The sequence below is a fragment of the Pseudodesulfovibrio senegalensis genome, from assembly GCF_008830225.1.
GTDB lineage: Bacteria > Desulfobacterota > Desulfovibrionia > Desulfovibrionales > Desulfovibrionaceae > Pseudodesulfovibrio > Pseudodesulfovibrio senegalensis.
In genome coordinates, this window is sequence record NZ_WAIE01000001.1 from 231,460 (window position 1) to 244,991 (window position 13,532).

The 13,532-nt window shown below is 59.4% G+C and carries 10 protein-coding genes; 3 read left to right on the top strand and 7 right to left on the bottom strand.

All coding sequences use genetic code 11. From position 1 onward, the window contains the following. Positions 1 to 73 precede the first annotated feature (73 nt). A complete protein-coding gene (locus F8A88_RS01030; RefSeq protein ID WP_151149079.1) occupies positions 74 to 454 on the top strand; it encodes a response regulator transcription factor in 381 nt (126 codons plus the stop codon). A 31-nt stretch (positions 455 to 485) separates the two neighbouring features. Beyond that, entirely contained in the window at positions 486 to 2,228 is a 1,743-nt protein-coding gene (locus tag F8A88_RS01035) for an HD-GYP domain-containing protein (protein WP_151149080.1), read from the top strand. Positions 2,229 to 2,334: 106 nt separating this feature from the next. On the opposite strand, the gene F8A88_RS01040 is transcribed toward F8A88_RS01035, so the two are convergent. Next, a complete protein-coding gene (locus tag F8A88_RS01040) occupies positions 2,335 to 3,951 on the bottom strand; it encodes a DUF885 family protein (protein ID WP_151149081.1) in 1,617 nt (538 codons plus the stop codon). A 9-nt stretch (positions 3,952 to 3,960) separates the two neighbouring features. Beyond that, entirely contained in the window at positions 3,961 to 4,914 is a 954-nt protein-coding gene (locus F8A88_RS01045; protein ID WP_151149082.1) for a chemotaxis protein, read from the bottom strand. A gap of 172 nt (positions 4,915 to 5,086) precedes the next feature. Here F8A88_RS01045 and F8A88_RS01050 point away from each other — a divergent pair, with 172 nt between their 5' ends. Further along, positions 5,087 to 6,085: an ABC transporter substrate-binding protein gene (locus tag F8A88_RS01050; protein ID WP_151149083.1), complete on the top strand. Its 999-nt coding sequence runs from the start codon at positions 5,087 to 5,089 to the stop codon at positions 6,083 to 6,085. Between the two features lie 7 nt (positions 6,086 to 6,092). Here the strand turns inward: F8A88_RS01050 and F8A88_RS01055 are convergent, their stop codons facing one another. The 5 genes from F8A88_RS01055 to F8A88_RS01075 form a co-directional block, all read right to left on the bottom strand. Further along, positions 6,093 to 7,331, bottom strand: coding sequence for a hypothetical protein (locus tag F8A88_RS01055; protein WP_151149084.1), 1,239 nt, complete (start codon positions 7,329 to 7,331; stop codon positions 6,093 to 6,095). Positions 7,332 to 7,575: 244 nt separating this feature from the next. Then, complete coding sequence (locus tag F8A88_RS01060) at positions 7,576 to 8,916, bottom strand: sigma-54-dependent transcriptional regulator (RefSeq protein ID WP_151149085.1); 1,341 nt, start codon at positions 8,914 to 8,916, stop codon at positions 7,576 to 7,578. Positions 8,917 to 8,936: 20 nt separating this feature from the next. After that, positions 8,937 to 10,358 (bottom strand): sensor histidine kinase, encoded by a 1,422-nt coding sequence (locus F8A88_RS01065; protein ID WP_151149086.1) that lies wholly within the window; start codon positions 10,356 to 10,358, stop codon positions 8,937 to 8,939. Between the two features lie 196 nt (positions 10,359 to 10,554). After that, entirely contained in the window at positions 10,555 to 10,827 is a 273-nt protein-coding gene (locus tag F8A88_RS01070) for an acylphosphatase (protein ID WP_151149087.1), read from the bottom strand. A 72-nt stretch (positions 10,828 to 10,899) separates the two neighbouring features. Beyond that, positions 10,900 to 13,530 (bottom strand): PEP/pyruvate-binding domain-containing protein, encoded by a 2,631-nt coding sequence (locus tag F8A88_RS01075; protein ID WP_151149088.1) that lies wholly within the window; start codon positions 13,528 to 13,530, stop codon positions 10,900 to 10,902. Positions 13,531 to 13,532: the final 2 nt, after the last annotated feature.

Below are 13,532 nucleotides of genomic sequence, written 5' to 3' on the forward strand. Positions count from 1 at the left end.
GTTTTATTGTGTTTCGGTTGGGAGCAAATTACATCGCGCCAGCGATCACGACGCAGAAGGGGGTATGATTATCATGGGAAAGAAGATTCTCATCGTTGATGATGAGGTCCATATCAAGATGTTGCTTGAGCAGACTCTCGAGGAACTTGAGGACGAGTGCGGTGTGGAGCTTTTCACGGCCTCGGACGGTGAAGAGGGACTTGGGTTCATCAATGAGGAAAAGCCCGATCTGGTGTTTCTGGATATCATGATGCCCAAGATGAACGGGTATGAAGTTTGCCGGACAGTCATGAAAAATGACGAGCTCAAGGATATCAAGATCATACTGCTGACAGCCAAAGGGCAGGAAGTGGACCGCAAGCAAGGCCTTGAACTGGGAGCCAGGATGTATATGACCAAACCGTTTGACCCTGATGAGATCTTGAAGGTTTCCAGGGAGATGCTTGGTCTTTGATCCTGTGCGGAATAGTATGTGATTGCCGATAATGCATGAATTGAAAAAGAATATTCGCCCCGGCCTGATGCGTCATTTCCTGCGCAAGGCCCAGCGTCTTGCCGGAGAGGGTGTGGCCGTGGCCTTTTTTCTGGACGGCAAGCTGCAGGCTGTAGCCTCTTCCGATGACAGCTTTTTTTCTCCGGACGATCCGGGGGTGTTCCGTTCCGCGCTCGAAGTGGGCGGACGGAAGGGCATATTGGCCCTGCGCGGCAGTGCCGGACATGAACTGGATTCGGATAAAGCCACGGTCCTGCTTGATTTTCTGGGGTTCACCCTTCAGGGCTTCATGGATATGGAAGCCGCGCGCCGTTCCATTGCCGACGAGGCCTTGTCCAAGTACCGTGAACTGGCCCTCCTGCATCGCTCTGTATCCCGTTTCAACTCTTCATTGCGTCTGCGTGACGTGGTGCGGTCCCTGCTCAATGAATGCCAGCGCGAGAACTATCCGGGAGACAAGGGGGCCGTGTTCCTGACCGTGCCTGATTCCGCCGGTTTTCGTCTTGCGGATCATTTCGGGTTCACGGATGGGGCCGCTCTGGCGGAGCTTGGCGACTGTCCGCTGTTTCGGGAGGCCGCAGCCGTGGGCAAGGGCGAGATTCTCAACAATGTGGATCTGGATGTCCGCTGGGTCGAGAGGTTGCCCGGCGTCAGTTCGGTTCTGCTTTTGCCCATTGTTTCCCCGAACCGTTGCGAAGGTATTCTGTTTCTTGCCTCCGAAGCAGAGGGAGCGTTTACTGCCGGAGATCGCAAGAATCTCATGACCATGGCCACGGTGGGGGGCATTTCCGTCAGCAACGCCTTCAACTTCGAAGGATCGCAGACCCGGATGGACGCCATGCTGCAGGCCCTGACCGAAGCGATCGACTCCCGGGACCCGTTTACGGCAGGTCACTCGCGGCGAGTGGCGCAGCTGTCCGTTGCCTTTGCCCTGATCGTCAACGAAGACAAGGCCGTTTATCCCGGTCTGTACTTTTCCGAAGCGCAGGTGCGCGAGATTTATTATTCCGGCATACTGCACGATATCGGCAAGATCGGCATCAAGGAAGAGGTGCTGACCAAGGACTCGCGTCTGCCGCAGAAGGTTTTGGATATTGTGCGTGTCCGCATGCAGCTTCTCGGGCAACTGGAGGATTTCGAATGGAAACCCGCCTATGAGCGTCTGCGCGAGATCAATGTGGCCATGAGTCCCAGCGACGAACAACTGGAATACGTGCGTCTTCTGGGCAGCATGAAACTTGGCGCCAATGGTTCGGAAATGTCGCTTTTGTGTGAGGACGAGACAGCCTGCCTGCTTCTGCCCTATGGCAACCTCACTCCCGAGGAGCGCATGGAGATTCAGCGGCATCCGGCCGAGAGCGAGCGGATTCTGCAGCACATTCCCCTGCATCAGGGCCTGAGCAATATGCTGACCATCATCCGGCAACACCATGAGCGCATGGACGGTTCCGGGTATCCGGACGGGTTGCGCGGTGATGATATTCTCATGCAGAGCCGGATGCTTGCCATCGTGGACGTTTACGACGCCATTACTCAGGAGCGCCACTACAAGCCGGCCACGCCGCGCGAACAGGCGCTGGACATCATCCGGATGGAGTCCGGCGACGGCAAGCTTGATTCCCGTTTCGTGCAGCTGTTCGTGGACAATGTGGAGCGTATCGAACGCATTGCAGACACCATCAGCCTGCAGGAGCATCCTGCAATGCCCAATCTTCAGCGCATGTCCATGATGTAGCGGCCGCAAGGTCGCACGGGACCTTTGCAAACAATTTCATTACATGCATTGCAACGGTTCGCGTTGTGAGTGGCATCCGGCTTCGGTTGCCGCACGAGAAGTGGGGTCAGGATGCGTTGGCGCGTATGCGCATGCGCGTCATTTCCGTGGAAACGCCGCCGTCTGTAAGCATTGCGGCACGGAAATCCCCGCTGGACAGGTTTGATTCTTCCTGCATTTTCCGAATAAGGCAAAGCCCCAGCACAGGCGCAACCTGGCTGCCCGGCCTGGTTCGGATGTCGCGTATTTCCTGCAGGGCCTGCTTTTTTTCCATGCCGCATTGTTCGAGCAAGGCCACGCAGCGGTTCTGGTCCGCATGTCCGGTGGCAAGTCCCGTGTCCACGATGCAGCGGGCAGCCCTGCGCAACCTGCGTTGTCCCAGAACTATCCGTTCACCCGGGCTTTCCAGATAGTTGCCGTTGGCGATCATGTCTTCTGCATGGGCGCTCCATCCCGCTTCCAGCAGTGGGTTGCGTAATTGGGACAGAAGCCCGTTGTCCGATGCCAGCCGATGGCAGGCCAGTACGTGGCGCCCGGGCCATGTTTCGCAGGCCATGGTTATGCGGGCTTCCCTGCGCATGTTCTCGCTGGCGCTGGCCGCGGTAAAGGCCTCAGGAACGACGAGCAGAAGCGCACGATTTTTTTTGGAAGGCGCGGGCGGCGGACAGTAGAGGATGTCCTGCACCGTCCCGGCCATGAACGCCGGCGCGATCCGGACCGAGAGCGGAATGTCCGGGGCATGGTTGTTGCCCGGCATGTTGCGGTATGTAGCCGAAAGGTTTTCGCATTCCGTGGCGAGCGTCTTGAAAACGCGTTCTTGTGCGGCCTGTTGGTTTTCATCGTTGCCGCAAGGCCGCAGGCCTTCAGGACCAGCATGGGCGATCCCTGCCTCAAGCCAGTCGGCAATGCCGTGTTCGGCTGCCATGGCCTTGAGCGAAAAAAGCGACTGCTGCCACAGCCTGTCGGCCATCTCGAAAACTTCGTCAACGGTCCGTTCCCCGGAAAAGCCCTGTTGCAGCACGGCTTCAAGGTCCGGCCCGGAATGTTCTTCGACCAGGGGACGCGAGATCACGTGGCGGTCATAATTGCGGAGCGCCTTCATGCATGCATCCAGCATGGAGGCGGCCGCCTTGTCCTGTGCCACGGCTTCATTCGTGGAGATGGTTTGCAGGTATCGGGCGCAACGACGGGTCATGGTCTGGGCCGCGCCGCGGTCCAGCGGCGTCACGGTTTCGATGTTGTCCTGCACCTGTGCCAGCAGGCCCGGGATGGCCCGCAGGCGTTTGCGGACACTTTTCTGGCGTTTGCGCGTGCTGTCCATCGGCAGGGTCAGGGCGTGGTACAGCCCGGTGAATGCCACCAGCGGGTAGAGTTGCGGCGAGGTCTGCCATGGGCGCACCGAGAAGAGTTCCAGCAATACCCCGCGCACGTTGTCGGCCAAGGCGTTGTACAGGGCGTTTTCCGGCCCGATGGTGCGGGCGGCGCGCTTTTCGAATGCCGAGAGAAATCCTTTTAATTCTTCATGGTTGCGATCCATAGCCCGGGGCGAGAAATCATCGAGCCGGTCCATGTGTGCCATGGCCTTGCGTGCGGCCGGGATGTACGGGCAAATGCCCGATGCGCACAGCACGGGAAGGGCCTTGCCCATATAGTTGAAATAGCGTTTGGCAGGGCCTGCGAACATGGTTTCGGTCTAGCCTTTCACCAGTTGGAGAACTTTGCCTGCCAGCTGGCCGAGTTCGGCCTTGGATACCTGATCGTCCGCCCCCACGGCCAGCCCCTTGTGGTGCAGCGTGTCGGTGATGATCGAGGAGCAGAGCACAACGGGAAGCGCCTTGAGAATGTGGTCTTCCTTGATGCGTCTCGTCAGGTTGTGGCCATCCATGATGGGCATTTCAATGTCCGAAACCACGATGTCGAGGTAGTCCTGTAACGGACGGTTTGCCTCTTCGGCCATGTCCCGGATGCTTTGCAGCCGGTTCCAGGCCTGTTCGCCGTGCTCGGCTACGGTGACCTCGAAGCCCGCCTTTTCCAGAACGCCGGAAACCATCTTGCGGGCCATGTTGGAGTCGTCCACGACCACTGCCCGCAGCTGCCGGTTGCGAACCTGCTCCACCAGCTGCTCTGCGGGCGGTTCGGGCTCGGCCATGCCGGGGTTCAGGTCTGCAGTGATTTTTTCCATGTCCAGAATGAAAACGAGCCTGTTGGCGAATTTCACCACACCGGTTATGGAGTTCACGGTCAGTGCGGAAACATAATTGGTGGGTGCTTCCACCTGTTGCCAGCTGATGCGGTGGATTCGCGTGACGCCGGAAACCAGGAAAGCACTGCGTGTCCTGTTGAATTCCGTGACGATGACCTTGGGTTCCTCGCTTTCAACACGTTCCTTGCCCAGCCATTTTGCCAGATCGATGAGCGGTATGATTTGATCGCGAAGGTTGAATGCGCCCAGAACCGCGGGGTGGGAAACCTCGGGCATGTCGGTCAAGGAGGGGAGGCGTATGATTTCCAGCACCTTGGCTACGTTGATGCCGTAGAAGCCTCGGTAGCCTTCGGTCTGCTCTTCCTTGGGAGCTTCATCCAGATAGAATTCCACGATCTCGAGCTCGTTGGTGCCGGATTCGAGCAGAATGTCGGTGTTTCCCATTCATTTCCTCCGCAGAAGGGATGTATTGATCTTGAACATTCCTTTTACACCAATGCATAACGGTGAAGCAAGCGCATTGCATTGCGTCGCAATATTTATCATCGCCTCGTTCAACAAGTACTTGTGAGCAGATTATATTTGATTTTTATATTATAATATCGTATTTTTTATCATGCACCATCATCGTTATTTATTGATCCGTCTTGCGGGGTTGTCTGCGTTTCTTGGAGGTGCGGTATGCTGTGTTCTCTTTTCGGTGGTTCTGGCTCAGGCCGCCGACCCCTGCCGGGTAGCCATGCTGACGTGGCGGGGGCAGACCCGGGCGGAGCAGGGCTTTTGCGCTGAACTGGCCGCAAGCGGACTTCCTGTTCAGTATTATCATTGGGACGCCGGGCAGAGCGTGAACCGGCTCTGTACGTTCTTGCGCAAGGAATTCGACACTGACCGTTTCGACTACGTCTACACATTCGGAACAACATGCTCCATGCGCGTGCACGAAGCCGTGCAGGGGCGCGTGCCGCATATCTACTGCATCGTCACCTATCCCGATCGTGCCGGATTGGCTCGCTCCATGGAGTGGGGCGGCATCCAGAACATGGCCGGGGTGAGCCATCAGGTGCCTGTTTCCATGCAGCTTTCATTGGCTGTTCAGTTATTGGACTGCACCCGTCTGGGGTTGCTGTTCAATCCGCGCGAGCCCAATTCCGTTGCCCAGATGAGTCAGGTCTGCGCTGCGGCAGCGAAAATGGGCATCCATGTGACAACGTATCGCGTTGCCCCCGATTCCGATTATCTGGACTGTTTTCTTGCGGATTTGAAGGGACGGTCTTCGGAGTTCGACGCACTGTACCTTCCCTCGGACAGCTATCTCTGTTCAAGGATTTCCGACATTACGGAAGGGTGCATCAAGGCTGGAATCCCTGTTATCGGCGCCAATGAACAACTTGTGCGCGACGGCGCGCTTTTGGGCATGGTGGTGGATTACGAGTACATGGGTCGTCTTGCGGCCCGGCAACTGCTCGCCCACAAGCTGGAGGGCAAGCCGTTCAAGGACATGCCCGTGGGAAGGCCCGCGCAGGGCGACATATACCTCGGCATGAACAGGGAGACCATGCAGCGCATGGGTTTTGTCCTGCCCAAGGGCGTGGACCTGCCGGTGCGTTACTACTGACCGGGGCTCAGCAACCAGCGAGCCGTTCGCGGGCGGCTTCGGCAATGCGGTCGTCCATGCCCAGCTCGTCCATTTTGGCCAGTATTTTCTGCCTGAATTCCTCTGCGCCGGGGAAGTCCCTGTCCGTCCAGAATCGCGCTTCCTTGCTGAAGTATCCCACCGTGCACAGGAACGAGATCGCGAAATAATAGGCCGAGCTGAGCGAATTGTAGAAGGTGGGGTCGCCCTTGAAGCCGGTCTCGTCGCTCCACGAGACGTTCAGGCAGTAGTCCAGCATTTCCTGTATTTCCGTGCGTGCCTGTTCTCGCTGCCCGTCGGTCATTTCATCCCAGCCGTACTTGAATATCTTGGCCACGTCGTAGTTGTTGTGGTCGTTCATGTGGCCGTCGTGCATCCAGCCGTAAGGGTACGGGCGCTGCTTGATGGCAAAGGTGGTGGCGATGATTTGTGGCCAGTGGTTGATGGGCAGGGTCTTGGCTTTATGGATGTAGGCGATCATGTGGTAGGTGATGCTCAGGTCCTGCGTATGCACGATGCCCATATCGGTCTTGTACCACGCGCCCCAGTAGCCCGTTATCTCGTCCTGCCACCAGTCCATCAGCTCCTTGTAGGAGGCCACGTATTCGTCCGTGAGGTCGAATCCGGTGGTGTAGTTGCGGATGTATTTCTTGAGCCGGTTCTTGAAGCAGAACTGGGCCAGCCCCGAGGCCACGGCGTTGAGCGCGTCTCGGTTGTTCACGCCGGTTTCGGCGATGTCGGAAACCAGCAGTTGCTTGATGTAGCGGTCGCGTACCTGTGGGTCGTTCAGCCGCGACATGAACGACAGGGGATATTTCGGCGAAACCGGCGGTTCGTCGTCGCTCAGGTCGTTGATGGCGTCCACGGTCTGGTCCAGCTTGAGAAAGAAAAGATGCAGGAAACGTCCCCATGAACCGTCCGGGGCCTGCTCCAGCTGGTCGGGCTGGTCCGTGTTTTTCAGGGAGCGTTGGAATATTCCCCGCAGCTTGTCGAACCGTTGGAAATGCGCGGTGTATTCTTCAAACCATTTGGCCTCGAAATAGTGCTGGCGGGAGACCATCATTTCCTTGCCCTGTTTTTCAAGGTCGCCGAGTGTTGTTTCCATGGCCACGAGCTGTGGGTCGCGCACGGCTTTCTGTTCGTCGTAGTCGGGATCGTATTGCAGGAACTGGTGTTCGATGAGGGAACTGGTGTTGATGAACGGGGCGCGGAATCGTACACGGGACATGGCTGTTCCTTGTTCATGAGAACGGGTTTGCGCACGCGGGCGAATTGTGATTTCCTGTAACGATAAATGAAATGCGGATCAAAAAACAACCTTTCTTTTTCTGCAGGCTGTCGACACCGGCCCGGTGGCCGCAGGGGCGCGGACAGGGCAAGGCTCTCGGGTGCGCAATGCACGGTTGTCCTGAATTGGCACCTTGGTTCGGAGCTTTCCTGGCACCCTGCCGGACAGCGCAGGAGGGCGGGCCCTATTCGGGCACGTTGATGTCGTATTTCTTGATCTTGTAGTGAATGGCCCGGCGGCTGATGCCCAGTTCGTCGGCAGCGGCCTTTTTGACCCAGTTGCAGTGTTCCAGCGCGCGCAGGATCGCCTTGCGCTCGTTGTCCTCCAGCGAAAGCGAGTCGTCGCCGGACTGCGGGGTTTCCAGTATTTCCAGTTGCATGTCTTCCGGAGTGATGGTGTTGCCGGAGCAGAACACCAACGCCCCTTCCACCGCGTGCTGCAGTTCGCGCACGTTGCCGGGCCACGGGTGTTCCATCATGCGCTTCATGGCCTGTTCGGAAAACTCCACGGGCGTGCGCCCCTGTTCTTCGCACAGTTTGGCCGCAAAGTTCCGGGCCAGCAGGGGCACGTCTTCCATGCGCTGGCGCAGGGGCGGAATGCTCAGGGTCACGACCTTGAGCCGGTAGTAGAGGTCCTCGCGAAAGTCCCCGGACCGGACCATGTCCTGCAGGCCCGCATTGGTGGCCGAGACCACCCGGCAGTTGACGGTGCGCTCGCGGTTGTCGCCCACCCGGCGGATGGTGCGTTCCTGAAGGAAGCGCAGCAGGCGGGTCTGCATCTCAGGGGAGATGTTGCCGATTTCATCAAGGAACAGGGTGCCGCCGTCCGCTTCCTCGATAAGGCCCTTCTTGTCCTTGACCGCATGGGTGAAGGAGCCTTTGGTGTGGCCGAAAAGCTCGCTTTCCAGCAGCGTGGGCTGGGTGGAGCCGCAGTCCACCACCACGAAGGGGCCGCCCGAGCGGGGGCTGTTTTCATGGATGATCCTGGCTACGCGTTCCTTGCCGGTGCCGGATTCCCCCAGCAGCAGGACGTTGGCTTCGGCCGGGGCCACGCGCCCGAGCAGGCCGAGAAATTTTTTCATGGCCGGGGCCTCGCCGCCCCAGAAATCCTTGTCCAGGCGGGGAGCGTCCACCGTCTTTTTCTGCGGATTGCTTTCGAGCATGGAGGCGATGCGCTGCAACAGGTCGTGGCCGTCGAAGGGCTTGGTCATGTAGTCGGCCGCCCCGGTCTGGATGGAGGTCACGGCATCGGGGATGGAGCCGTGTGCCGTGAGCATGATGACAGGAATGTGCGGCCACGAGCGCGATACTTCTTCCAGCAGGGCCTGGCCGCCCATGCCCGGCATTTTCACGTCCGAAACGATGAGGTCCACCATGTTGTCGGCCAGCATTTCCAGCGCGGTTTCCGCACAGTCGGCCAGCAGGGGGGTGTAGCCCGCGTTTTCCAGCCGTGCCTCGAGCACGGTCAGGATGTTCTCGTCGTCGTCCACGGCCATGACAACGGCCCGGTTGCGGTTCTGGTTCATGAATTCTCCGTGCAAGGGTTTCATGCCGAGTCCTGGGCGGGAATGAAGAAGCGGAACGCACATCCGTCCTCGAGTCCGGAATCCACCCACATGTGGCCGCCGTGTGCCTCGACGATCTTGTGGCAGATGGCCAGTCCCAGCCCTGCGCCGTCCTTGTCCATGCGCACGCCCTCGGCGCGATAGTATTTCTTGAAAATCAGTTCCCGTTCGGCTTCGGGGACGCCCGGACCCTGATCCTCCACGCTGAATACGACACCATTGTCGGCCCTGTCGAGCCGGAAGGTCACCCTGCTGTTGTCCGGGGAGAATTTGATGGCGTTGCCGCCCAGGTTTAGGAGCACCTGCCGCAGATTTTCCGTGTCGCCGAGCAGTGTTGTCTCTGCCTCGGGAAATTCGGATTGCAGGCGTATCCCCTTGGCCATGGCCGAGGATTCCAGCCTGTCCATGGTGGTGCGCACCAGCTCCTCGCCGTCCACGGTGTGGCGATCCAGATTCAGGTTGCCCGCTTCCATGCGCGTAACGGTCATGAGCCTGCGCAACAGGTCGGCCAGCCTGTCGGTTTCCTTTTCCGCAATGCGCAGAAAGCGGGTCTGTCGTTCGTTGACCGGACCGAACACCCCGTCCGCCATCATGTCCACGGATTCGCGGATGGAGGTCAGCGGGGTGCGGATTTCATGGCTGAGCATGGAGATGAAGTCCGTCCGCATGCGTTCCTCGCGGTGGAGTTGTCCGGCCATCTCGTTGAAGGCGTCGGCCAGCTCCTCCAGTTCGTCGCCGGTTTCCACGCGCACGGGCGGCGGGGTCTCGCCTTCGCCCAGCGCATGGATGCCCGAGCGGATGGCCCCGAGATGCGCGTTGATGCGCCATGCGAACAGCGCGCTGCCCGGAATGGCCAGCAGCAGGCAGATGATCAGCCCGTAGAAGCCCACCCTGTAGGCATGCACGTTGTCGCGCCGGAGCCGGGACATGCCCATGGAAATCTGTTGCTGGTTGTCGATTCTGGTTCCGGCCAGAATGGCCAGCCAGTGCTGGATGGTGGCGTCCGCGGCAAAGGCGTCGTCCGGAGAATCACCCTTGGTCAGGCTGATGGTGAATTCGTCTGTCAGGGGTTTCCAGTCCTCGGTGTATTGCGGATGCCGGTTCAGTGTTTCGCGCAGGATCTCACCGAAACGGCTCAGGTCTTCCACGATGAACCGTGCGGCGGTTTCGTCGCCCAGGGCCTTGAAGCGGCGAATGTTGTTCTGCACGCTGTCCAGACGTTCCTCCATCTGCTGTACGGCCAGCCCTATTTCATAGCGTGTGGAGGCTATTTCGCGGGTAAGGTCGGATTCGTTGCGGATCTGGTAGACGAGATACGCGGTGGTCACGCAGAAGATCGTGGTAATGGACAATGCCCAGGCGAGCATTTTCGCGGAAATGCTCATCGGCGGAAAGATTCTCATGCATGCTCCACGGCTTTGCGGTTTTTCTGCGTTTTTCTGCGGTCCCTATACCGGGGTCATGGCGCAAAAGCAACGGACCGCAAACTCCGGGTACAGCAAAGGCCGTGCCGGAGAGCGGTCCGCGTGGTTTCTGGTTTCGTGGCCGGGGCGTGCGGTCCCGAGTGCAACATCTGCGCTCGGGTGCGCATACAAGGCCCTAGCCGCGCATTTCGAATTTGTCGAAGGTCTTGTCGTGGTCCACGATGTCGCAACGGATTTCGTCCACTTCGGGCAGCGGGGCCTTGGTGCGGATGATGCCGTCAAAGGTCTTGAGGTCGGTGGGATCGCCCTGTGCGAGGATTTCGGCCTCGCCGTCGGCAACGTTGCGGACCCAGCCCGTGATATTCAGCTGCTCGGCTTCCTTGTGCAACCAGCCCTGGAAATTGCCGCCTTGTACTTTCCCCTTCACAATGCAGTGCAAGCTCTTCATGAGATCCTCCTAACGAATAGTGACGCACTTATTTCATATTGTATTCCATACTGATACAACTGCCGTTTTTTGTCACGCTTTTTCACCATCGGCGGTTCCGGAAGCGTCTCCGGGTTCTGTTTCTATGTTTGCCAGGTCCGTGTGGATTCGTTCCCTGAGCCGGTTTACGGTTTCGGTGTCGGCCATGATCATGTCCAGCTGGCGGGTATGGATGATCATGTATCCGAGCACGCGCAGCCGGTGGACCATGGTGGCAGGGCCGAACCCCTCGATCCGGGCGCGCAGGTTGTCCTGCCGCAGTTTGACCCGGAAATCGTATTCCTCGAGGATTTCCTTGATGAACCGCGCACGCCTGATGCGCCGATCCAGATTGGCGGCCCCGCCCTTGAAGTGGAACCGGGCGTAGTTTTCTCCGGGGCGCTCGCCTACAAGGGCTTCGGCCCCGCAGAAGTGGAATCCGAAACGCGATTGCAGGCTGCAGAAGTTTTTGGAGATGATGAAGTAATTCTTCATGGCCATGTCCGAGGGCCGGTCCGCGTTCAGGTTCGGGTTCATGGTGGCCTCGAACATGACGGAAAGGAAGCCGCGTGCGTTCACTGGCGGCGGCCCGTCCCACGGCACGGCCGTCATGCCGTCCCACAGGGCGCGCATGGGTACGGATTCGATTTGGGAAATCATGATGCAGGAGTCGTTGCGCTGCTGCCCGTCATTGTCGAAACCGTCTTCGAGATTCAGTACCCAGAACTGCTTGGGCACGTCGCAGATGAGCTGGCGGCACGAGGCTTTCTGATAGCTTGCGCCAATGCCGAAATCGAACATTTCGCGCACGGCGGTTTCGTGGCAGAAGCGCACGATATCGTGCATGGTCTTGCAGTTGCGCGGACGGAAATCCGGGGAGTCCGGGTCCAGCAGCCTGAGCCGGATGATGTGGCGTGCAGCCTTGGCCAATGCGGCCTGCACCGGGCTGCCGCGCATGAGGCTTTTGGGTCCGCTGCGACGCTTGAGCAGGGATTCTATCCTGCCCGGATACACGGTGTGCATGTCAGCGTCCACGGTGATTTCGTCGCCATTTTGCAGGTTGCCCGTGATGTTGCGCACGCCGAAGAGCGCAGGAATGCCGAACTCGCGTGCAACATTGGCCAGATGCCCGGCCACGCCGCCCCGTTCCGTGACCACGGCCGAGGCCCGGTGCAACAGGGACGCGCGCCGGGGCAGGGCGGCCGCGAGCACCAGCACCGCATTGTCCGGAAAGGAGAGCACGTCCGCCTCCTTGCGCACCACAAAGGCCGGGCCTGCGGCCACGCCTCCGGAAGCCGTGACCCCGCCCTGTGCAATGGGCGGCGAGGTCGGAGAGGAAAATTGGCTTTTGTCGTCGTCGCTTTCCTGCCGGATTTGCAGGGGCCTGCATTGCAGCAGGAACAGTTTTCCGTCCGTATCCACGGCCCACTCGATGTCCTGAGGCCAGCCGAAATGGTCCTGTATCCGAATGGCAGCCCGCGCCACTTCCTTTGCCTGCTCCGGCGTGAGAGAGGCTGTGTCTTCCTGATCGACATTGTCCACGCGGCAGGTGCCTTCCCCGGGACGGCACACGTATTTTTCCGGCTTGGCCGCAACAGTGGATTTCACGATTTCCAGCGTGGAGCGGCTGACGCGGAACATGTCCGTTTCCGCGGACCCGTCCACGACCCCCTTGGGCAATCCCCAGACCGAATGGATGCTCACGGTGTCGTCATCCGGGTTTACTGGATTGCCGGAATAGGCCACCCCGCCGCAATGGGCGTCCACCATGACCATGCAGCCTACGCACATGGCCACGTCCTCGTCACGGATGCCCCGTGTCAGGCGGTAGGCGCGGGCCTGCGTGGAATACTTGGAAGCCAGCACCTCGCGGTAGGCGTGCAGCAGGGAATCGCGTGTCACGTTGAGCACGGAGCGGTGTTGTCCGGCAAAGGATGTCTTTTGTCCATCCTCCCCCAGCGCGCTGGAGCGCAGGGCCAGCTTGGGATGTGCACCGTCCGCGGACAGCAGTGCGTCGTGGGCCTCGAGTATAGCTGTTTCCAGAGCCTCGGGCAGGGGCGCATCCATGACCATCTGCATGATGCGCGACATGGATCGGTTCACCTCGTCCGGGTCGTCCTTGTCCATGGCCTGCAGGATGCGTTCGATTTCCCTGTCCAGCTCGTTTTCCGCCATGAACAGGCGGAATCCTTCGGCCGTGACAACGAAACCGGGAGGGACGGCAAGGCCCAGCGCTCGCCCGGCCTCAGCGAGCGAGGCCATTTTCGAGCCGCACTGGTGTGCGTTGTCCATGTCGATTGCCGCAAGGTCCATGACCAGCGGTCCTCCGCGTTCCACGTCCCGGTGGGCGATGTGCGGCTCGATTTCGGCACGAATTTCGTCAAAGCGCTCGAAAAGAGTTTCGTATTTGCCGGGGGCCAGTTCGTTCAGGTGGCGGATCATCTGGAAGACGGCAGTGATGCTGCGGGTACAGGTGGCGCGCACGAAATGCATGCCGTAGAGCCGCTCTCCGCGCAGGGCTTCTTCGATGTCCGTGATGATTTCGTGGTTTTCGCCGTCCGCGCTCAGCAGCAGCTTGAAATGGTGGTAACGGGCCGCAAGCAGGTCTCTGTACTGCTGCGCATCGGCGCAGCTGTCCGTTTCGGTCTTTTTTCCGAAGAACGGCAACCAGTCCAGAAATCCCATGC

What these genes read in the sequence shown, in the direction of transcription:
- F8A88_RS01030 (WP_151149079.1), top strand. Translation starts at nt 74, where the DNA reads ATGGGAAAGAAGATTCTCATCGTTGATGATGAGGTCCATATCAAGATG.
- F8A88_RS01035 (WP_151149080.1), top strand. Translation starts at nt 486, where the DNA reads ATGCATGAATTGAAAAAGAATATTCGCCCCGGCCTGATGCGTCATTTC.
- F8A88_RS01040 (WP_151149081.1), bottom strand. Translation starts at nt 3,951, where the DNA reads ATGTTCGCAGGCCCTGCCAAACGCTATTTCAACTATATGGGCAAGGCC.
- F8A88_RS01045 (WP_151149082.1), bottom strand. Translation starts at nt 4,914, where the DNA reads ATGGGAAACACCGACATTCTGCTCGAATCCGGCACCAACGAGCTCGAG.
- F8A88_RS01050 (WP_151149083.1), top strand. Translation starts at nt 5,087, where the DNA reads ATGCACCATCATCGTTATTTATTGATCCGTCTTGCGGGGTTGTCTGCG.
- F8A88_RS01055 (WP_151149084.1), bottom strand. Translation starts at nt 7,331, where the DNA reads ATGTCCCGTGTACGATTCCGCGCCCCGTTCATCAACACCAGTTCCCTC.
- F8A88_RS01060 (WP_151149085.1), bottom strand. Translation starts at nt 8,916, where the DNA reads ATGAACCAGAACCGCAACCGGGCCGTTGTCATGGCCGTGGACGACGAC.
- F8A88_RS01065 (WP_151149086.1), bottom strand. Translation starts at nt 10,358, where the DNA reads ATGAGAATCTTTCCGCCGATGAGCATTTCCGCGAAAATGCTCGCCTGG.
- F8A88_RS01070 (WP_151149087.1), bottom strand. Translation starts at nt 10,827, where the DNA reads ATGAAGAGCTTGCACTGCATTGTGAAGGGGAAAGTACAAGGCGGCAAT.
- F8A88_RS01075 (WP_151149088.1), bottom strand. Translation starts at nt 13,530, where the DNA reads ATGGGATTTCTGGACTGGTTGCCGTTCTTCGGAAAAAAGACCGAAACG.